The sequence below is a fragment of the Streptomyces sp. NPDC046931 genome, from assembly GCF_040644655.1.
Lineage (GTDB): Bacteria > Actinomycetota > Actinomycetes > Streptomycetales > Streptomycetaceae > Streptomyces.
This window is the reverse complement of record NZ_JBEYWX010000011.1, coordinates 196,131-216,617: the sequence shown is the minus strand read 5'-3', so window position 1 is coordinate 216,617 and position 20,487 is coordinate 196,131. Positions and strand designations below refer to the sequence as shown.

16 protein-coding genes are annotated in these 20,487 nt (G+C 71.5%); 8 read left to right on the top strand and 8 right to left on the bottom strand.

What is annotated here, in order from left to right; translation table 11 throughout:
• Position 1: 1 nt before the first annotated feature.
• Both ABZ876_RS21255 and ABZ876_RS21250 read right to left on the bottom strand, forming a co-directional pair.
• Complete coding sequence (locus tag ABZ876_RS21255; RefSeq protein ID WP_361783189.1) at positions 2–838, bottom strand: ABC transporter permease; 837 nt, start codon at positions 836–838, stop codon at positions 2–4.
• A gap of 1 nt (position 839) precedes the next feature.
• A complete protein-coding gene (locus ABZ876_RS21250) occupies positions 840–1,790 on the bottom strand; it encodes an ABC transporter ATP-binding protein (RefSeq protein ID WP_361783186.1) in 951 nt (316 codons plus the stop codon).
• Positions 1,791–1,972: 182 nt separating this feature from the next.
• Between ABZ876_RS21250 and ABZ876_RS21245 the strand changes: the two genes are divergently transcribed.
• Positions 1,973–3,307, top strand: coding sequence for an ATP-grasp domain-containing protein (locus ABZ876_RS21245; protein ID WP_361783183.1), 1,335 nt, complete (start codon positions 1,973–1,975; stop codon positions 3,305–3,307).
• Between the two features lie 112 nt (positions 3,308–3,419).
• Complete coding sequence (locus tag ABZ876_RS21240; RefSeq protein WP_361783180.1) at positions 3,420–4,379, top strand: RsmB/NOP family class I SAM-dependent RNA methyltransferase; 960 nt, start codon at positions 3,420–3,422, stop codon at positions 4,377–4,379.
• 43 nt (positions 4,380–4,422) lie between these two features.
• Here the strand turns inward: ABZ876_RS21240 and ABZ876_RS21235 are convergent, their stop codons facing one another.
• From ABZ876_RS21235 to glgX, 6 genes are all read right to left on the bottom strand, one after another.
• On the bottom strand, positions 4,423–5,670 hold the full coding sequence (locus ABZ876_RS21235; protein WP_361783177.1) for an ATP-grasp domain-containing protein: 1,248 nt from the start codon (positions 5,668–5,670) through the stop codon (positions 4,423–4,425).
• 60 nt (positions 5,671–5,730) lie between these two features.
• Positions 5,731–6,489, bottom strand: a complete 759-nt coding sequence (locus tag ABZ876_RS21230; RefSeq protein WP_361783174.1) for a 4'-phosphopantetheinyl transferase superfamily protein — start codon at positions 6,487–6,489, stop codon at positions 5,731–5,733.
• Complete coding sequence (locus ABZ876_RS21225; RefSeq protein WP_361783171.1) at positions 6,486–7,235, bottom strand: alpha/beta fold hydrolase; 750 nt, start codon at positions 7,233–7,235, stop codon at positions 6,486–6,488. The genes ABZ876_RS21230 and ABZ876_RS21225 overlap by 4 nt, the downstream gene beginning before the upstream one ends.
• Positions 7,236–7,467: 232 nt before the next feature.
• A complete protein-coding gene (locus ABZ876_RS21220; RefSeq protein WP_361783168.1) occupies positions 7,468–9,345 on the bottom strand; it encodes an ABC transporter ATP-binding protein in 1,878 nt (625 codons plus the stop codon).
• A complete protein-coding gene (locus tag ABZ876_RS21215; RefSeq protein WP_361783165.1) occupies positions 9,342–11,144 on the bottom strand; it encodes an ABC transporter ATP-binding protein in 1,803 nt (600 codons plus the stop codon). The genes ABZ876_RS21220 and ABZ876_RS21215 overlap by 4 nt, the downstream gene beginning before the upstream one ends.
• 131 nt (positions 11,145–11,275) lie before the next feature.
• The gene (glgX, locus tag ABZ876_RS21210; RefSeq protein WP_361783162.1) at positions 11,276–13,537 is read right to left on the bottom strand and encodes a glycogen debranching protein GlgX; all 2,262 of its coding nucleotides are present in this window, start codon (positions 13,535–13,537) and stop codon (positions 11,276–11,278) included.
• A 276-nt stretch (positions 13,538–13,813) separates the two neighbouring features.
• Between glgX and ABZ876_RS21205 the strand changes: the two genes are divergently transcribed.
• The 6 genes from ABZ876_RS21205 (at position 13,814) to ABZ876_RS21180 (ending at position 20,379) form a co-directional block, all read left to right on the top strand.
• Positions 13,814–15,019: an Ig-like domain-containing protein gene (locus ABZ876_RS21205; RefSeq protein WP_361783159.1), complete on the top strand. Its 1,206-nt coding sequence runs from the start codon at positions 13,814–13,816 to the stop codon at positions 15,017–15,019.
• 203 nt (positions 15,020–15,222) lie between these two features.
• Entirely contained in the window at positions 15,223–16,464 is a 1,242-nt protein-coding gene (locus ABZ876_RS21200; protein WP_361783156.1) for an Ig-like domain-containing protein, read from the top strand.
• A gap of 84 nt (positions 16,465–16,548) precedes the next feature.
• Entirely contained in the window at positions 16,549–17,316 is a 768-nt protein-coding gene (locus ABZ876_RS21195; protein ID WP_361783153.1) for an enoyl-CoA hydratase-related protein, read from the top strand.
• Between the two features lie 323 nt (positions 17,317–17,639).
• Complete coding sequence (locus tag ABZ876_RS21190) at positions 17,640–18,143, top strand: ATP-binding protein (protein ID WP_361783150.1); 504 nt, start codon at positions 17,640–17,642, stop codon at positions 18,141–18,143.
• 284 nt (positions 18,144–18,427) lie between these two features.
• Positions 18,428–19,204 (top strand): polysaccharide deacetylase family protein, encoded by a 777-nt coding sequence (locus ABZ876_RS21185; protein WP_361783147.1) that lies wholly within the window; start codon positions 18,428–18,430, stop codon positions 19,202–19,204.
• Entirely contained in the window at positions 19,204–20,379 is a 1,176-nt protein-coding gene (locus ABZ876_RS21180) for a hypothetical protein (protein ID WP_361783144.1), read from the top strand. The genes ABZ876_RS21185 and ABZ876_RS21180 overlap by 1 nt, the downstream gene beginning before the upstream one ends.
• The last annotated feature ends 108 nt before the right edge of the window (positions 20,380–20,487 follow it).

Here is a 20,487-nt window from a genome sequence, read left to right as displayed (position 1 = left end):
CTCAGATCACCAGCCTGCGGTAGAAGCTCCGGCGGCCGAGCAGCACGCCGGTGACCAGCATGGCCAGCAGGAACAGCGCGTGCCCGAGGGCCGGCAGCGGCGGCAGACCGTCCAGCGTGACCGCCCTGACCAGCTCGTTGCCGTGCCAGATGGGGGAGATCCACACCAGGGGCAGGCAGGGCCCGGGCAGCCGGTCGACGGGGAAGAACGTGCCGGCGAACAGCGTCATCGGCAGGACGGCGAACCGGTTGAGGGCGACGAAGGCGTGCCCCTCCCCGCGGGTGACGGCGGCGAAGGCCATGACCGGAGCGGCGCACGCCGCTCCGGTGAACACCGCCAGCGGCAGCGCGAGCAGCACCCCCGGTCCGGTCCAGGCGCCGAAGAGGGCGGCGGCGAGCCCGTAGATCACCGCGGAGATCGACAGGCGCAGGACGATCCACAGCAGTTGCGCCCCGTACAGCTGCTGGGGCGTGATGGGCGTGGCGACGACCGCGACGTAGTCCTGCTTCCACTTGAAGCCGGACAGGATGGGGTGGCCGGCCTCGTTCACCGACGTGGCGACGATGCCGCTGACCAGCAGCGACGGGGCGATGTACTGGAGGTAGGTGATATCGCCCAGGAACGAGCCGTCCTTGACCTGGGAGCCGAGGCCGAGGCCCATCGCGCTGAGGAACAGCAGCGGCTGGAGGCCGGAGGAGTACAGGTTCGCGCGCCAGTAGCGCCGGTACCAGGACCACAGGACCTCCATGCGCAGTGCCATGGCCCGCCAGGGGCCGACCACCGAGCCCGTGGCCCGGGCGGGCGGGGCGAGAGTCCGCTGGGGGGTTTCGGTGGCCATCTCAGTCCACCAGGGTCCGGCCGGTAAGACGCAAAAAGACGTCCTCCAGGGTGGAGCGCCGCACCAGGCTGGACAGCGGCTGGACGTCCCGCTCGGAGACGCGGGCGGCCGTAGCGTCGGCGTTCTTGGTGTACAGCAGCAGCCGGTCCGGCAGCACTTCGATGCGCTCGGCGAGGTCCTCCACCGCGGAGACGTGGTCGGTCTGCGTGCCGGGGTGGAACCGCAACTCCAGTACCTCGCGGGTGGAGTACTGCTCGATGAGCCCGGCGGGGGATCCCTCGGCGACGATCCGGCCGCCGTCCATCACGACCAGCCGGTCGCACAGCTGCTCGGCCTCGTCCATGTAGTGCGTGGTCAGGATGAGGGTGACGCCGCTCTGCTTGAGCCGGAACAGCCGTTCCCACAGCAGGTGCCGGGCCTGTGGGTCGAGCCCGGTGGTCGGCTCGTCCAGGAGCAGCACCTCGGGGTCGTTGACCAGGCCGCGGGCGATGGCCAGCCGCCGCTTCATACCGCCGGACAGCGGCTGGACCTCGTCGTCCGCGCGGTCGGAGAGCCGGGCGAACTCCATGAGCTCGACGGCCTTGCCGCGCACGTGCGCCCGGGACAGCCCGAAGTACCGCCCGTAGGTCTGGAGGTTCTGCCGGACGGTCAGTTCCATGTCCAGGTTGTCGGTCTGCGGAACGGTGCCGATGCGGGCCCGGATGGCCGGACCGTGCGTCTGCGGGTCCATGCCGAGCACCTGTAGCTCACCGCCGGTGCGGGGCGAGGTGCAGGCGATCATCCGCATGGTCGAGGACTTCCCCGCGCCGTTCGGACCGAGCAGGCCGAATGCTTCCCCGCGGGCCACCTCGAAATCGATGCCGCGCACCGCTTCGAACGAGCCGAACCGCTTTTTCAGGCCTCTGGCCGAAACGACTGCGGTATCGTCGAAGCCCGCCTCGGTCCTGCTCACAAGCCACCTCCCCCATCATTTCATTGGCCGGTCGGATCCTATGAGGTCCGTGGATCGCCCGCAACAACTCCGAGAGCCGGCACGTGATGTCGGTGGCCCTCGCATGACGCACTGTCACATTCCTTCGCCGGCGCCTCCGTCGAGCCTTGCCGCACCTTCGGGCCGGTGTTAGCGTGACCATCGTGAATGCAATCGACCACCACAACTCGGCCGCTGATACGGGATATTTCGTCGAGGTGTCCATTCCCGGAATGGAACTCTGGCCGGAGTTGCGAAACCGCGCCCGAAGTCTTCGCGAGCACGGCGTTCCCGTTCTCTTCCTCTGTGCCGCCGAGTTCGTTTCGGTGTACGAGGAGGTCGCCGACGAAGTGGTCGTCTGTTCCGACGTCTTCTCCGAAGAGGCCGTGGTGGAGGCGCTGACCCCCTACCGTGGCAGGCTCGACCGGTTCTCGATCGTCAACGACAAGATCTGGCCGATGCAGTTGGGCGCCGCGCGCCGCCTCGGCATGGACTTCCCCGGCTTCGAGGGGCAGCTGAACTGCCGTATCAAGCCCAGGCTGCGGGAGGTGCTGGGCGGCATGCTGCCGCTGCGCACCGAGGTGTTCAAGGCCGCCGACCTGTCCCGGGAGAACGCCGCCGCCGTGGTCGAGCGGCTGGGCGTGCCCTTCGTGATCAAGCCGATCTGGGGCCAGGCGAGCGCCTTCGTGGAGATCGTGCAGGACCCCGAGCGCGCCTACGACGAGCTGGCGGAGACCTTCGAGGGCCTGCGCGAGGGCCATCCGCACGGCCCGTTCGACGACGGGACCCGGGTGTGGGACCCGCGCGGCGAGGTGCTGCTGGAGTCGTTCATCGCCAAGGGCCGGGAGCTGTCGTTCGAGGCGTTCGTGCAGGGCGGTCAGCTGGTGTCGCTGCTGATCCAGGAGAAGCTGCTCTGGGCCCAGGAGGACGGGTTCCGGCTGGAGACGGCGAACGTCTGCCCGACGCCGTTCGTCTCGGCGGAGGAGGAGGAACGCATCCGTGTGATCCTCCAGGACGCGCTGCGCAAGCTCGGCGTGGACGACACCTTCGTCCACATCGAGCTGAAGTGGGACGGCGAGCGCGTGTCGATCATCGAGGTGAACCCGCGCATCGGCGGGGGCAGCGTGGCCAAGACGCTCATGGCGTGGCTCGACGTCGACGTCCGCGACATGGGCCGCAAGCTCCAGATGGGCGAGCCGCTGCCGCGGACGTACCCGCGCGCCAAGGAGGGCTTCCTCCTCGGGGTGTTCGTCAACGCCGAGGAGTCCGGGATCTTCAAGGAGTTCACCGGACTGGACTGGGTGCGCGCCCAGCCGGAGTTCGACTTCGAGCAGCAGTATCTGCAGCCCGGCCACCGGGTGCCGGCCCGTGGTGAGTCGAAGGCCACCCGCGAGGGCTGGATGTACACCTACGACGCCTTCTACCACTGCACGGACGTCGACCGGATCCCGTATCTGCACGAGGAGACGCGGAACCACGTCAAACTCGTGTTCGAATAGAACGGGGCGGGGCGGGCGTCTCGCTGTGCGGATCGGGGGGCCACCGCCGGGTGAGAGACTGGTGGCCCAGAGACCGTTCCGACCCGGGGGTCGGCCAGAAAGGAGCCCGGCCGTGTCCAGTGCGCGGACCATCCGCCAGTTCGAGCAGCGTATGGCCGAGGTCCTCCGGATCCGACCGGCCGAGGTCAACAAGATCTTCCGGGGCGCCCGCCCGACCTCCATCAGGGTCAACCGGCTGCTCGACGAGGACACGTACCAGGACACGCTGCGGGCCGTCCGGGAGAAGGCACCCAAGGCCTTCCCGGTCGACTGGTGCGAGCACACGTTCCTGTGGCCGGAGGGTGACGGCTTCGAGGACATCCTCGCGATGGCCCACGAGGGCCGTGTCTATCTCCAGAACGCCTCCAGCCTCATCCCGCCCGTCGCGCTGTCGCCGCGCCCCGGCGACAGCGTCCTCGACGTGGCAGCGGCCCCCGGCGGGAAGGCCTTCCACCTCGCCGCGCGGGTCGGCAACGACTGCCGGCTGTGGCTCAACGACGGCGCGGCCCCCCGAGCCCGCAAGATGGGCGAGCTGGCCGAGGTCTACGGTGTGCGCTACGCGGAGCTGACCACGCACCCCGCGCAGTACATCGACAAGTCGCTGCCCGCCGAGTCCTTCGACCGAATCATGCTGGACGTCCAGTGCTCCGGCGAGGGCCGGATCGACCTGCGCCGCCCCAGCTCTCTGCGGTTCTGGTCCGAGGAGCGCATCGAGAAGTACAAGTTCCTCCAGACCAAGATGATCAGCGCGGCCTACAAGCTGCTGCGGCCCGGCGGCGTCATGGTGTACTCCACCTGCACCCTCAGCCCCGAGGAGAACGAGTTCCCGGTCAGCAGGAATCTCGAACGGCACAAGGACCTCACCCTGGAGCCGCTGGACTTCTCCGAGCCGTCGTTCCGGCCCGGGGTCACCTCGTGGCGCGGCATGAAGTTCGACGAGCGCCTGAAGGACGCCGTCCGGGTGGCGCCCACCGACACCTTCGAGGGCTTCTTCGTCGCCCGCATCGTCAAGGCGCCGGCCGGAAGCGAGTAGCCCGCGGGCGGGCCGTGCCGCCGCTCCCGGACCGGCCCTCGGCTCAGCCGGCCGACGGAACGACGTCCGCAGCGACCTTCTGCTCGGCGACGTCCAGAGCGTGCCTCGTGCCCTCCTCGTCGTCGGCCACCGCGATCAGCGCCGCGAGCCGCGGAATCGGGTTCTTCGGCGGCAGCAGCAGACGGGTCCCGGGCGGGGCCAGCACCGCGGCGTGGACGATGCCGGGCACGGCGGCGGCCTCGTCGAGATCGATGCCGCGCACCTCGCAGTCTTCCGCGGGGTAGACGAAGCGGACCTCCGCCGTGCGGCCGCGGTCGCCCTCCGCGGCCCCGCGGAACCGGGGCGCGCGGCCCAGGGCGATCTCGGCGGCCGCCTTCACCAGGTCGATTCCGGTCGCCATCCGGCTGATCAACGGGATCAGGTCGCCGCCGAGCCGGCCGTTCAGCTCGACCAGCCGGGGCCCGGCCGGCGTGAGCCGGACCTCGGCGTGCGTGACCCCGAAGTCGACCCCGAGCACCTGGTGCGCGGCCCGCACCAGCTCCATCACCTCCGGCGGCAGCGACTGCGGGGTGACGGCCGTCACCAGATGGCCGACCTCCTCGAAGTAGGGCGGGAACCCGAGCCGCTTGCGGGCCACGTGCACACAGGAGACCTCCCCGTCGAAGACCGCGCTGTCCACACTGATCTCGGGACCGTCCAGGTACTCCTCGACGAGGATGCCCTCACCGGCCGGCAGCGTGGCGTACGCCGCCCGGGAGGCCAGCTCGAAGCCCGCACGGACCGCGTCCTCGTCCGTGGCCCTGACCACCCCGATGCTGCCGGCCAGCGAGCGCGGCTTCACCACGACCGGCCGGCCGAACTCCGCCGCCGCGTCCGCCGCCGCGTCCGCGGACGTCACCAGCCGGTGGCGGGGCGACGGCAGCCCCGCCTCGGCCATCAGCGACCTGGTCAGGTACTTGTCCCGGCACCGGGCCACCGCGGTGGACGACATATGCGGCAGACGCAGCTTTCCGGCGGCCGCGGCGGTGGCCTCGAGGACCAGCTCGTCCCAGGTGAAGACCCCCGTCCGCCCGTCCGGCCCGGCGAGTTCGCACACCGCGGCGGCGATCGCGTCCGGGTCCGTGCAGTCGACCACCCGGTGATCCGCCAGATACCGGGACTGCCAGGTGGGGGGCGCCGGCAGGACCGCCGTCAACTCGTAGTCCTCGACGAGCGCGTGGAAGCAGTACTCCCGGTAGGGCCGCCCTCCGCTGCCCACGACCGTCAGCCGCGGCCTCGCCTGTCCTGTCACAGCGTGTCTCCCCTCGATGATGCCCGTGCGGCGGTGCCGGTGCGCGAGAGGCCGGCCGGCTCAGCGTCCCGCGGCACGGCGCAGGAGTTCCCGGCCGTCTTCCCCTCGTACGTGATCGACACGGATTCCACGATCCACCAAGAACGCGACGGATGCCACGGCCGCAGGTGAACGTCGTCCGACGGGTGCCCCGGCGGGTCGCAACACCGTTCCCGCGCCGAGGAGTTCGGGGCGACCCGGATACGCGGTGAGCCGCGCCGCGCCGGACCGCTCGCTCACCCCTATCTCCGTGGGCGGGACACGCAGACCGTCCCCGGTGGCCTTCAGGACCGCCTCCTTGTACGTCCACCACCGCACCAGCATCCCCGGCCGCAGCTCCTCGGGCGCCTCGCCCAGCTCGGCCCGCTCCTCCGGCCGCAGCGCCCGTTCCAGGGCGGCCAGCCGGGGCCGAGCCGGGCCGTCGGGCGGCGCCTCGGCCGCGTCGAGACCGACCGCCGCGCCCGTGCTCACCGCCACGGCGACCGCTTCGCCCGCGTACGACACCGACACATGCAGCGGCCCCCCGATCCGGGGCCGGCCGTGCGGCACGGCGCAGTCCGGACAGTCCCGCACCACCGGCACCTCCCGCGCGGCACACCCCAACTCCCGGGCGGCGGCCAGCCGCAGCAGGGCGGCGGACACGGTGAAGCGGCGCCGGTCCGCCTCCCTGGCGTACCGGTCGCGGCGGGTGGCCTCGGCGGGGCCCAGCAGGGCGTCCAGTTCCGGCCGGTAGTCGCCGCCCCGCGCCCACCACACCCGGCAGGCCGCCGCCGGGATCACCCGATCCTCTGCGCGGCGGACTCCACGGCCGCGCGCACATCCCGGACGACGTGGGTCAGCAGGGGCCGTGGATCGGCGCTGAAGTAGAAGTGGCCCCCGTCGAACAGCCGGGTGCCGAGGAACGCGGCGGACTGATCCGTCCACGCGGCCAGCTGCCGCGGCGACACGGAGGCGTCGTCGTGGCCGCCGTACACCGACAGGGGCACGTGCAACGGCCGGTCCGCGGTGGACTCCCAGGTCTCCACCAGACGCAGGTCGGCCCGGATGAGCGGGCCGAAGATCCCCCACAGGCCCGGGTCGTCCAGCAGTTGCCGGGGCGTGCCGCCGAGCCCGGCGACATGCCGGCGCAGCTCCTCGTCGCCGAGCGTGTGGCGGCGCAGGGTGAGCGGGGTGCCGGGTGCCCGGCAGGCGGAGACGCCGAGCCAGACCGGCGGAACGCGCCCCTCCGCGACCAGCCGGCGGGTCAGCTCATAAGCGACGACGCCCCCCATGCTGTGTCCGAAGAAGGCGTAGGGTACGTCCGGTTCGGGACGGACGGTGTCGAGGAAGAACGCCAGAAGGTCGTCGAGGTCGTCGATCGGCCGTTGTCCCATGAGGGTGCCGTGTCCGGGCGCGTCGAGCGCTCGCAGCTCCCAGCCGTCCGGGAGCAGCCGGCGCCAGGCCTGGAACAGGCTGCTCGAACCCCCGGCGTGGTGGAATCCGAACAGCCGGACCCCGCCGGGGTGACGCGTTGCGGTACCGCTCAAGGGTGGTCCTTCCGTGCCGGCCGTGCCCCTTGGGGTCACGGTGCCCGTTCACTGCAACTGCTGAATGCCGGCCGCGCGTCACACCGGTGCCGAAGGCGACCGGCCGTATGTCGTGGTGGCCCATCGCCGCCGGGACCGGTACGCCCCCTACGAAAACTACGTCAAACCAGCGGTCGACGCGGTGAGTTAGGCCACCCGCCGGCAGGGCCGGGTGTCTCAGGCGTGCCCGCGGTCACGCCAGGCTGTCCCGCCAGGCCCGGTGCAGATCGGCGAACCGGCCGGTGCCCGCGATCAGTTCGGCGGGGCTGCCGTCCTCGACGACGCGTCCGTCCTCCATGACCAGGACCCGGTCCGCGATCTCCACCGTCGACAGCCGGTGCGCGATCACCACGGCCGTACGACCCCGCAGCACCGTCTCCATGGCCCGCTGCACCGCCCGTTCCCCGGGGATGTCCAGGGAGCTGGTCGCCTCGTCGAGGATCAGGACCCCCGGGTCCGCCAGCAGCGCGCGGGCGAACGCGACGAGTTGGCGCTGACCGGCCGAGATGCGGCCACCGCGCTTGCGGACGTCGGTGTCGTAGCCCTCGGGCAGCGCGCTGATGAAATCGTGCGCACCGATCGCCTTCGCCGCCCGCTCGATCTCCTCGCGCGTCGCGTCCGGTCGGCCGATGGCGATGTTCTCGGCGACCGTGCCGGAGAACAGGAACGCCTCCTGGGTCACCATCACCACCCCGCGGCGCAGTTCGGGCAGGGTGAGGTCCCGCAGGTCCACACCGTCCAGCAGGACCCGTCCGCCGGTGGGGTCGTAGAAGCGGGCGAGCAGCTTGGCGAGCGTCGACTTGCCGGCACCCGTCGCGCCGACCACCGCGACCGTCTGCCCGGCGGTCAGCGTCAGCGAGAAGCGCGGCAGCACCTCCCCGCCCGTGCGGTACGCGAACCGCACGTCCTCGAACACGACCTCGCGGCCCGGCCGTTCGCTCGCGCGCCCCGGAAGCGGCACCGGCGCGGACGGCTCGGGCACCGACGGCCTCTGCGCGAGCAGCCCCGCGATCTTCTCCAGCGAAGCCGCCGCCGACTGGTAGGCGTTGAGGAACATCCCGAGCCGGTCGATGGGGTCGTACAGGCGCCGCAGATACAGGACCGCGGCCGCGAGCACACCCAGCTCCAGCGAGCCGTCCGCCACCCGGTATGCGCCCCACAGCACGATGCAGGCCACGGCCGTGTTGGCCACCAGCCGGGAGCCGGTGACATAGCGGGCCATCTCCAGGAGCGCGTCACCGTTGGTCCGCGCGTGCCGGGTGTTCAGGACGCCGAACTCACCGTCGTTGACGGCCTCGCGGCGGAACGCGCGCACCGGCCGGATGCCGTTCATCGTCTCCGCGAACTTGACGATGACCGCGGCGATCGCGGTCGACCGGCGGCGGTAGATCCGGCCCGCCCGGCGCCGGTAGAGCCGCACAAGCCAGTACAGCGGCACCAGGGACGCCACCGCCACCGCTCCCATGCCGAGGTCCAGCCAGAGCAGCATCACGGAGATGTAGACGAACGACAGAATGACCGTGACCAGTTCCTGCAGGCCCTCGCTGAGCAGTTCCCGCAGCGACTCCACGTCCGTCGTGGAACGGGAGATCAGCCGGCCGGAGGTGTAGCGCTCGTGGAAGTCGACGCTCAGGGCCTGCGCGTGGCGGAAGATCCGGCCGCGCAGATCGAGCAGCACATCCTGGTTGACGCGGGCCGAGGCGGCGATGAACGCGTACTGGAGCGCGCCGCCGGCCGCGGCGGACAGCAGATAGCCGACCCCCACCGCGATCAGCGGGCCGTGGTCGCCGTGCCGGAAGGCCGGTACGGCACGGTCGATGGCGTACGCCACCAGCAGCGGGCCCACCTGCACGGCGGCCTGCTGGAGCAGGAGGAGGACACAGGTCACCAGGGTCCGGGCCCGCAGCGGGGCGAGCAGCGAACGCAGCAGCGCGGCCGTGGCGCCCGGGGGTGTGGGCAGGGCGTCACGGCCGAACGGGTCGTCGGAAGCGGCGGAGGGCGGGGCGGGCAGGCCCCTCTCGTCGTGCTCGTCGTGCTCGTCGTTCGGCGCGGCGGTCGTCTGCGCCGTCATCGGGCCTCCTCGCGGTCCTCGCCGTGCTCGGGGTCTCCGGACATCAGATGGGCGTACTCGGCATTGGTGTGCAGCAGCTCCTGGTGGGTGCCGACGGCGGCGATGCGGCCGCCGGAGAGGAGGGCGACACGGTCGGCGAGCAGGACCGTGGACGGGCGGTGCGCCACGACCAGCGCGGTCGTGCCGTCCAGCACCCGGCGCAGCGCCGCCTCCACCGCGGCCTCCGTGTGCACGTCCAGGGCGGACAGGGGGTCGTCCAGGACCAGGAACCGGGGCCTGCCGACGACCGCGCGGGCCAGGGCGAGGCGCTGCCGCTGGCCGCCGGAGAGACTGAGGCCCTGCTCGCCGACCTGCGTCCGGGTGCCCTGCGGGAGGGAGTACGCGAAGCCGGCCTGAGCGATGCCGAGGGCGCGCTCGAGGTCCTGCTCACCGGCCGTGTCCGAAGCCCCCATGAGGACGTTCTCGCCGACGGAGGCGGAGAAGAGTGTGGGTTCCTCGAAGGCGACGGCCACCTCGGAGCGCAGCTCCCGGCGGGACATGGCCGTGATGTCCCGGCCGTCCAGCGTGATGCGGCCCGAGATCGGCTCGTGGAGACGGGGGATGAGTGTGGTGAGCGTGGTCTTCCCGCTGCCGGTGGCACCGACCAGGGCCATGGTCTCGCCGGGGCGGATGTGCAGGTCGATGCGGTCGAGGACGGGGGGCGAGCCGGAGGGGGCGTCGGGGTAGCGGAACCGGACGCCCTGGAACCGGAGTCCGCTGTCCTCGGTCTCCGGTGACCGGTCGCCCGGACCCTCGGGTCCTTCCGACTCCGGCTTCTCGTCCATGACTTCGAAGAACCGATCCGTCGCCGTCGCCGCCTCCTGGCTCATCGCCAGCAGGAACCCGATCGAGTCGACGGGCCATCGCAGCGCGAGCGCCGTGGACAGGAAGGCCACCAGGGTGCCCGTGGAGAGGTCACCGTTCGCCACCCGCACGGTGCCCAGCACCAGTGCCGCACCGATCGCGACCTCCGGCAGGGTGACGATGACCGCCCAGATCGACGCGAGCAGCCGCGCCTTGGCCAGCTCGGTCCCGCGCAGCGTGCGGGACAGCTTCCCGAACGCCCGTGCCTGGCTGCGGTGGCGGCCGAACCCCTTGGTGATCCGGATGCCGAGCACGCTCTCCTCGACCACGGTCGTCAGATCGCCCATCTGGTCCTGTGCCCGTCGTGCCACCTCCGCGTACCGCCGCTCGAACACCGCGCACATGACCACCACGGGGATGCCGGGGACCAGGATGACCAGGCCGAGCGTTGTGTCCTGGGCCAGCATGATGATCACGCCCACGAGGATGGTCACCCCGTTGACCAGCAAGAACGTCAGTGGGAAGGCGAGGAACTGACGCAGCAGCATCAGATCCGTCGTACCCCGCGACAGCAGCTGTCCCGACGCCCAGCGGTCGTGGAAGGCGACCGGAAGGCGCTGGAGATGCCGGTACAGATCCGCGCGCATGTCGGCCTCGACGCGGGACAGCGGCCGCGCCACCAGCCACCGCCGTATCCCGAACAGCACCGCCTCGGCGATCCCGAGCAGCAGCACGTACAGCGCGCCGAGCCATACGCCCGCCGGGTCCCGGTCGGCCACCGGCCCGTCCACCAGCCACTTCAGGACCAGCGGGATCACCAGGCCGGCACAGGAGGCGACGATCGCGACGAACGCGGCGGCGAGAAGCCGCGTCCGCACCGGCCGCACATACGGCCACAGACGCAGCAGGGTACGGACGGCCGAGCGGTCTTCGGGCGTTACACGTTGTGTGGGCATCACTGGCGAGAGTACGGACCGGCACGGACAGTGCCCACCGGGTTTTGGCCGGACCCGGCTCCGCCGTAAGTCCTACGACCTGCGTGTTCGGGGTCGTACGACCCGTCGTCGCGGAGCCGGTCACGCCCTCGTCAGTCCGCCACCCGCAGCAGCAGCACCGCCCGTGCGGGCACCGTCACGGTCGAGCCGGCCGGATACGCCGTCTCCGGCGGGCGGCTCTGCTCCTCCCGGGAGGTGTCCACGACCAGCTCGTACCGCTGTGCCCAGGGCGGTCCCGGCAGCGCGAAGCCCACCGGCCGGTCCCCGGCGTGCAGGACCGCCAGGAAGCTGTCGTCGGCCACCGGCGCCCCCCGGGAGTCCCGGCCCGGTATGTCGCGGCCCGAGAGATACATGCCGAGGGTCGCCGCAGGCGCGTACCAGTCGGGTTCCGTCATCTCCTGCCCGCGCGCCGTGAACCACGCCAGGTCCCGCAGTCCGTCCGCCGAATGGGCCCGTCCGGAGAAGAACGCCCGCCGGCGCAGCACCGGGTGGCGGTGGCGCAGCGCGATCAGACGGGAGGTCAGCTCGAACAGCTCCCGCCAGCCCGGCTCCCGCAGCAGGCCCCAGTCCACCCAGCCGGTCTCGTTGTCCTGGCAGTAGGCGTTGTTGTTGCCGCGCTGGGTGCGGCCCATCTCGTCGCCCGCCACCAGCATCGGCACGCCCGTCGACAGCAGCAGGGTGGTGAGGAGGTTCCGCAGCTGCCGCCGCCGCAGCGCCCGGATCGACTCGTCGTCCGTCTCCCCCTCCGCGCCGCAGTTCCAGGAGCGATTGTCGTCGGTGCCGTCGCGGTTGCCCTCTCCGTTGGCCTCGTTGTGCTTGCGCTCGTACGACACCAGGTCGCGCAGGGTGAAACCGTCGTGCGCGGTCACGAAGTTGACCGAGGCGTACGGGCGGCGGCCACCCCAGGCGTACAGGTCGCTGGAACCCGACAGGCGGTACCCGAGGTCCCGCACGTCCGGCAGAGCACCCCGCCAGAAGTCCCGTACGGCATTGCGGTAGCGGTCGTTCCACTCTGTCCACAGGGGCGGGAAGGCGCCGACCTGGTAACCGCCCGAGCCCACGTCCCAGGGCTCCGCGATCAGCTTCACCCGGCGCAGCACCGGGTCCTGGGCGATCACGGCCAGGAACGGGGAGAGCATGTCGACGTCGTGCATGGACCTGGCCAGCGCCGCCGCCAGATCGAAGCGGAAGCCGTCCACCCCCATCTCGGTGACCCAGTACCGCAGGGAGTCGGTGATCAGCCGCAGCACGTGCGGCTGCACCACGTGCAGCGTGTTGCCGCAGCCCGTGTAGTCGGTGTAGCCGCGTCCGTCGGACCGGAGGCGGTAGTAGCCGCCGTTGTCGATGCCCTTCAGGGAGAGCGTCGGGCCCCGTTCGCCCGCCTCGGCCGTGTGGTTGTAGACCACGTCGAGGATCACCTCGATCCCGGCCGCGTGCAGGGCCCGTACCATCCGCTTGAACTCGCCGACCTGCTGGCCGGTCGTGCCCGAGGAGGCGTAGGCCGCGTGCGGGGCGAAGTAGCCGATCGAGTTGTAGCCCCAGTAGTTCCCCAGGCCTCGCCGCAGCAGATGGTCCTCGTCGGCGAACTGGTGCACGGGCAGCAGTTCCACGGCCGTCACACCGAGCCGCACCAGGTGGTCGATCGCCGCGGGGTGCGCCAGACCCGCGTAGGTGCCGCGCAGCTCGGGGGGGATGCCGGGGTGCAGCCGGGTGAAGCCGCGGACGTGCAGCTCGTAGATCACCGAGTCGGCCCACGGCGTCTTCGGCCGCCGGTCGTCCGACCAGTCGTCGTCATCGTGCACGACGACGCCCTTGGGGACGTACGGTGCCGAGTCCCGCTCGTCGCGCACGGTGTCCGCGACCCGCTGGTCGGGCCAGTCCCGCACATGCCCGTACACCTCCGGCGGCAGACGGAAGTCGCCGTCCACCGCCCGCGCGTACGGGTCGAGGAGAAGCTTCGCCGGGTTCCAGCGCGCGCCCGTCCACGGGTCCCAGCGGCCGTGCACCCGGTAGCCGTACCGCTGACCGGGCATCACGCCCGGCACGAATCCGTGCCAGATCTCGTGCGTCAGCTCGGTGAGCGCGACCCGTGTCTCCCGGCTCTCCGGGCCCCGCCCGTCGAACAGGCACAGCTCGACCGCCTCGGCGCCGCCGGCCCACAGCGCGAAGTTGGTGCCCACGGCCCCGTCCGGACCCGCGCGAAAGCGCGCCCCGAGCGGGGTGGGTGCCCCCGGCCACACCGGAACGGCCGGCACCGGGCGCCGCCTGCCGTTGAGCACGGCGGCCGGGCGGGCGGACCGTCCCCCGTTCGCCCGCTCCCTCTGCACTGCCTCCTGCTCGGCTGCGCTCGACACCGTTCAGCCTCCCGCGGCTCGTCGCGGCGACACGGGAAAAGGGCGCGCGGCATCCCGCCCTTTTCTGGCCTGCCCGCCTTCGGGGCGCCTCGGCCGGTGCCGGGAGGCCGGCCGTGCGGGACCCTCGGGCCCGCGCACGCTCGGTCGTCCGGCACGGGTGCGCCCCTGCGGCTCACGGGCGCGGCTTCCCGTCGCGTCGTCCTCCCCACTGTTCTGCCCAGAGCGTGGCTCGCACTCACGTTTCCCCAGGAGGCCTGGGTCGTTGGGCTCGGCGTGATGCACGTACAGACGCACGCGCGGCGCGCGGCAGCCGCCCTGGCCGCCGCACTGACCTGGGCGGCCCTCGTGGCCGGCTGCACCTCCCAGGAAGCCGACGACACGCTCGACAAGCCGCCGGCGCCCGAGGACGTCATCCGCGTCTCCCCGGACGACGGCAGCACAGCCGTGGGCCCCGGCCGGCGGCTGCAAGTGAGCGTGGCGCACGGCCGGCTGGAGTCGGTGACCGTCGTCAGGTCGCAGGACGCGCAGGACTCCCCGGTGCCCGGCCACCTCTCCGCCGACGGCAGGGTCTGGCAGCCCGACGACGACCGTCTCGCCCTCGCCGCCCGCTACACGGTCGACGCGGTGGCCCACGACGGCCGCGGCCGCCGCTCGGCCCGGCACGCCACGTTCACCACGTTCGTCCCCGGCCGGCGGTTCATCGCGTACGTCACCCCCGAGAACCGTTCCACGGTGGGCACCGGGATGATCGTCTCCCTCGAGTTCAACCGGGAGATCGCGCGCCGGGCCGCCGTCGAGCGCGCGATCCGGGTGACCGCACGACCGCCCGTGGAGATCCGCCCGCACTGGTTCGGCAGGGACCGTCTCGACTTCCGGCCCCGGGACTACTGGAGACCCGGCACCCGGGTCTCCGTCTCACTGCGGCTGCGGGACCTGGAGGGCGCGCCCGGGGTCTACGGCCTCCAGTACAAGACGTTCTCGTTCACCGTCGGCCGCAGCCAGGTCTCGCTCGTCGACGCGGCCGCGCACACGATGCAGGTCCGCCGCGCGGGCGGGCTGATCGCCACCGTGCCGATCACCGCGGGCGCCCCGAAGACCACCACGTACAACGGGAAGATGGTGGTCATGGAGATGCTGGAGGTCACCCGTATGGACGGCCGCACGGTCGGGTTCGGCGGCGAGTACGACATCCCCGACGTCCCGCACGCCCTGCGCCTGACCGACTCCGGCACCTTCCTGCACGGCAACTACTGGGCGCCGGGCGCTCCCGGCCACGTCAACGTCAGCCACGGCTGCGTGGGCCTCCGGGACGTCAAGGGCGGCGGCCCGAACACCCCTGCGGGCTGGTTCTTCCACCGCAGCCTCGTGGGGGATGTGATCGAGGTCGTGCACAGCGACGACAAGAAGGTCGCTCCCGACAACGGGCTCGGCGGCTGGAACATGAGCTGGCAGGAGTGGAAGGCAGGCGGTGCGGCGCAGTAACCCGGAAGGGGGCGCGGGGGTTCGCGGGGGTGCGCGTCCGGCGGCCCGTCATGCGCCTTGGCGCACCCGAGGTTGGGACTGAACAGTGACAATCGCGGGGAGTCATCCGGCCGGGGGGTGTGATTAATTTGCGCAATGCGCGCGCGGTCGCGCTGGAGTGAGGGGTGCGGGCCTGGATCAGGCCGTGCGAGGGGAGACGGAACGTGAGCGGGCGACCGATATCGGGGGCGTCGGTTGGTGCGGGGACGCGGAGACGCAAGGGATTCACGGCACTGATACTCGGTGCCGTCCTGCTGACCGCCACCGCGTGCGGCGGGGGAGGGAATTCGGGTGCGGGGGCCGGTGACGGCAAGGGCCACGACCCGGGCAAGACCGGGAGCAAGCAGTCGCAGGCCGTCGTCACCATCGCGCCGAAGAACGGCGCCGGGGCCGTGGACACCGCCGGTGCCCTGAAGGTGACGGCCGCCAAGGGCAAGCTGACCGAGGTCAGGGTCGAGGACGCCAAGGGCCGTGCGGTCGCCGGGACGATATCCGGCTCGGGCACCGCCTGGACGCCCTCGACCCATCTGGCCGCGGCCACGACGTACAAGGTCCACGCGGTCGCCAAGGACTCCGCGGGACTCACGTCCGCCGAGGAGTCCTCGTTCACCACGCTCACCCCGAAGAACACCTTCGTCGGCATCTACCGGCCCGACGACGGCACCACCGTCGGCGTCGGCATGCCGTTCTCGATCCGCTTCACCCGGGGCATCACCCACCCGGCGGACGTCGAGAGGGCCATCACCGTCAAGACCGAGCCGGCCGTCGAGGTCCGCGGCCACTGGTTCGGCAACGACCGCCTCGACTTCCGGCCCGAGCACTACTGGAAGGCCGGCACCAAGGTCACCGTGAACCTCAACCTCGACGGCGTCGAGGGCCGGCCCGGCGTGTACGGCAAGCAGACCAAGACCGTGCGCTTCACCATCGGCCGCAGCCAGGTCTCCACCGTCGACGCCAAGACCCACAAGATGGTCGTCAAGCGTGACGGCAAGGTCCTCAAGACCCTCGCGGTCACCACCGGCAAGCCGGGCTACGACACCTGGAACGGCCAGATGGTCATCAGCGAGCGCCTCGTCGTGACCCGGATGAACGGCGAGACCGTCGGCTACGGCGGCGAGTACGACATCAAGGACGTGCCCCACGCCCAGCGCCTGACCGACTCCGGCACCTTCATCCACGGCAACTACTGGGGCGGCGACGCCTTCGGCAACTACAACGCGAGCCACGGCTGCGTCGGCCTGCGCGACGTGCGCGGCGGCTACGACAAGTCCGTCTCGGCCGCCTGGTTCTACGACAACTCGATGATCGGTGACGTCGTCGTCGTGAAGCGCTCGCACGACCGGACGGTCGCGCCCGACAACGGGCTCAACGGCTGGAACATGCCCTGGGACGAGTGGATCAAGTAACAGCTTCTTCCGGCCGGGCCCGGTGTGCCGCTGTGAGCGAGCACACCGGGCCCGGCGGCGTTAGTGCCCGTTAACCTTCCTGGCATGACTGTGCATCTCGAAGTCGCCGAGGGCGTGGGCACCCTCCGTCTGGAGCGCCCGCCGATGAACGCGCTGGACGTCGCCACCCAGGACCGGATCAAGGAACTCGCCGAGGAGGCCACGCGCCGCGAGGACGTGCGCGCCGTGGTCCTCTACGGCGGGGAGAAGGTGTTCGCGGCGGGCGCGGACATCAAGGAGATGCAGGGCATGGACCACACCGCGATGGTGCTGCGCTCCCGCTCCCTGCAGGACTCCTTCACCGCCGTGGCCCGCATCCCCAAGCCGGTCGTCGCCGCCGTCACCGGCTACGCCCTGGGCGGGGGCTGCGAGCTGGCGCTCTGCGCGGACTACCGCATCGCCGCCGAGAACGCGAAGCTGGGGCAGCCGGAGATCCTGCTCGGCCTGATCCCCGGGGCGGGCGGCACCCAGCGGCTGGCGCGCCTGATCGGCCCGTCCAGGGCCAAGGACCTCATCTTCACCGGGCGGATGGTGAAGGCCGACGAGGCGCTGTCGCTGGGCCTCGTCGACCGGGTGGTCCCGGCCGAGGAGGTGTACACCGAGGCGCACGCCTGGGCCGCCAGGCTCGCCCAGGGGCCGGCGATCGCGCTGCGCGCCGCGAAGGAGGCCGTCGACACGGGTCTGGAGACGGACATCGAGACCGGTCTCGCGGTGGAACGGAACTGGTTCGCGGGGCTGTTCGCGACCGAGGACCGGGAGCGCGGGATGCGCAGCTTCGTGGAAGAGGGGCCGGGCAAGGCGAAGTTCGTCTGATCGCGGTCGCGAAGCGCGCGGTTCCGGGTGGACCTGAGAATTGTTCAGGAAATCACGCTGATCCACTTGCAGTTGACGCGGCGTCTTACCCGGTGTCCCCCGAAGGGGCGGATTATGACAGCCTTAAGGCAACCTTAAGGCTGTCTCGCCCCAGGCGCGTGGCCCTTGCCGCCAACTGAGCTGTTTTCGCAGGTTGGTTGGTGTGTCAAGGGCCTCAAGTTGCGTCTGACATATGTCAATCGAATCGTGTGGAATGTGTGGTTCCGGGGGGCGTGTTCCGCCGTAACGCCCCCCGGTGGCCCCTGGACGGCCATGATGGGGCCATGGCGGGGCTGGAGGGTTTCGAACAGCCGCGGCGGCACGCGAGTGCGACCGCGGCACGCTGGTCACCTGCGGTCGAGGACGAACGGGCGCTGAAGGCGGTGGAGTTGTTCGGCAACCCCGCCGAGGCGGAGGTCCCGCTGCCGTCCCGCCCCGAATCCGCGGCCATCGCGCGCCGCCTCGCCCAGGTCGTGGTCCTGCGTCACTGGGGGCACTCCCCGAGGATGGCCGAGGACGCGGTGCTGCTCGTCTCCGAACTCGTCGGCAACGCCGTACGGCACACCGGTGCCCGCGTCTTCGGGTTACGTATGCGACGTCGCCGGGGCTGGATCCGCGTCGAGATCCGCGACCCCTCCCGCGGACTGCCCTGTCTGATGCCGGTGCAGGACATGGACGTGAGCGGCCGCGGCCTCTTCCTCGTCGACAAGCTCGCCGACCGCTGGGGCGTCGACCTGCTGCCGCGCGGCAAGACGACCTGGTTCGAGATGCGCGCGGCCGACCGCTGACTGCACGCCCGGAACCGCCGGCAGGCGTGCGCCCGTACGGCGAAAACCCCCACCGCCCGGCGGCCGGGTTTCCTCCGGAGCACCGCACGGAGCCGGAGTCTGCGGGCAGTTCGTCCGATCATGTGCCGGTACGACCCGCGCTTCCACCGGACGGGCCAATCGCCGCTTTGGACACAGTCTGGCCCTTAAATGGGAGAGTGACCACGCCCGTCCCTCCCCCTCCCTCGGACCCCGCCGTCCCGGACCCCGCCCCACGGGACCGTGCGACGGGCACCCCGCGCCCGGTGCCAGACCGTCGCTCGGCGCTGCGAGCGGGCGCGGGGTTCGTCGTCGGCACGATCGCCACCGCCTGTTCCCCCGGCCCCACCGTCGTCCACCCGTCGGCCCTCCCGGCCCGGACCACCGACAGGCGCTCCGCCGGGGCCGGCATCCAGGCGCCCCCGCCCCGCGCCCTTCCCGGCCAGCCCGACCAGATCTCCCACGGTCCCCGCGACCGCCCCCGGGTGGCCCTCACCTTCCACGGGCAGGGCGACCCCTCCATCGCCACGACGATCCTCGACACGGCCGAGCACGCGGGCGCGAGGATCACCGTGCTCGCGGTCGGCTCCTGGCTGGACGAGCACCCCGACATCACCCGCCGGATCCTCAGGGGCGGTCATGACCTCGGCAACCACACCCAGCGCCACCTCGACATCAACACCATGCCCGAGGCGGACGCCCGCGCCGAGATCCAGGAGTGCGCGGACCGGCTGCGGCGGCTCACCGGTTCCATCGGCACCTGGTTCCGCCCCTCGCGGGCGCGCCGCGCGACGCCGCTCGTCTCGCGGCTGGCCCGCGACGTCGGCTACCCGCACGTCCTGTCGTACGACGTCGACTCGCTCGACTACACCTCGCCCGGCGCCTCGGCCGTCACCCGCAAGATCGCCGACGAGGTCCGCAACGGGTCCGTGGTGAGCCTGCACTTCGGGTACGCGGACACGGTCGTCGCCCTTCCCGCCCTCCTCCACGCACTCGACCGCCGCGGCCTCTCCGCGGTGACCACCACGGAGCTGTTGAGCTGATGCCCCTCTCGACCGTCACGCGCGTACTGATCGCCGGCGCCGCCCTCGTCGCGCTCGCCGGGTGCAGCAGCGGATCCCCCCACAAGGACCGGAGCCACGGTTCCAAGGCCCCGGACCGCCGTTCCCAGCAGCAGAGCGCCGTACAGGTCCTGCCGGGCATGCCGCCCGTGCTGGACGGGAACGACATCTACACGGCCGACCGGCCGGGCCGGCTCTCCGAGGTGGTCAGGAAGTTCCCGTCCCGGGTCTATGTGCCCAACACCAACAGCGACACCGTGACCGTCATCGACCCGAAGACGTACAAGGTCATCGACACGATCCAGGTCGGCCGGCAGCCCCAGCACGTCGTGCCGTCCTGGGACCTGAAGACCCTGTGGGTCAACAACGACCTGGGCAACTCCCTCACCCCCATCGACCCGAAGACCGGCGAGGCCGGCCGGCCGGTCGCCGTGCACGATCCGTACAACCTGTACTTCACCCCGGACGGCAAGTACGCGGTCGTGATGGCTTCCAAGGACCGCCAACTGGTCTTCCGCGACGCGCACACCATGAAGGTGGCCAAGACCCTTCCGGTGAGCTGTTACGGCGTCAACCACGCCGACTTCTCGGCCGACGGCCGCTACTTCATCGTCTCCTGCGAGTTCAGCGGCGAGCTGCTCAAGGTCGACACCGCGAAGATGGAGGTCGCCGGCCAGCAGAAGCTGCCGTTCCACGGTGCGATGCCGCAGGACGTGAAGATCTCCCCGGACGGCAGGACGTTCTACGTCGCCGACATGGTGGCCGACGGAGTGTGGGTCCTGAACGGCGACACCTTCGCCAAGCCGTCCTTCCTCGCCACGGGGAAGGGCGCGCACGGCCTCTACGTCGGCCGCGACTCCCGCGAGATGTACATCTCCAACCGCGGCGAGGGCACCATCTCCGTCTTCGACTTCCCGAAGAACAAGCTCACCGCCAAGTGGCGCCTGCCGGGAGGCGGCAGCCCCGACATGGGCGGCGTCTCCACGGACGGCACCGTGCTGTGGCTGTCCGGCCGGTACAACTCCGTGGTGTACGCCATCGACACGCGGACCGGGAAGCAGCTCGCCCGGATCAAGGTGGGCAGCGGTCCGCACGGCCTCGCGGTCTATCCGCAGCCCGGCCGCTACTCGCTGGGGCACACGGGCGTCTTCCGCTGACGCGTCTGCCGGACCCCGGCCGGCTCACAGGGAGGAGTCCGCCCGGGTGGCCGCCGGGCTGGGGGCGCGGGGGTGCCGTTAATCTGACCTCCGTCAGTAGGACGGCCG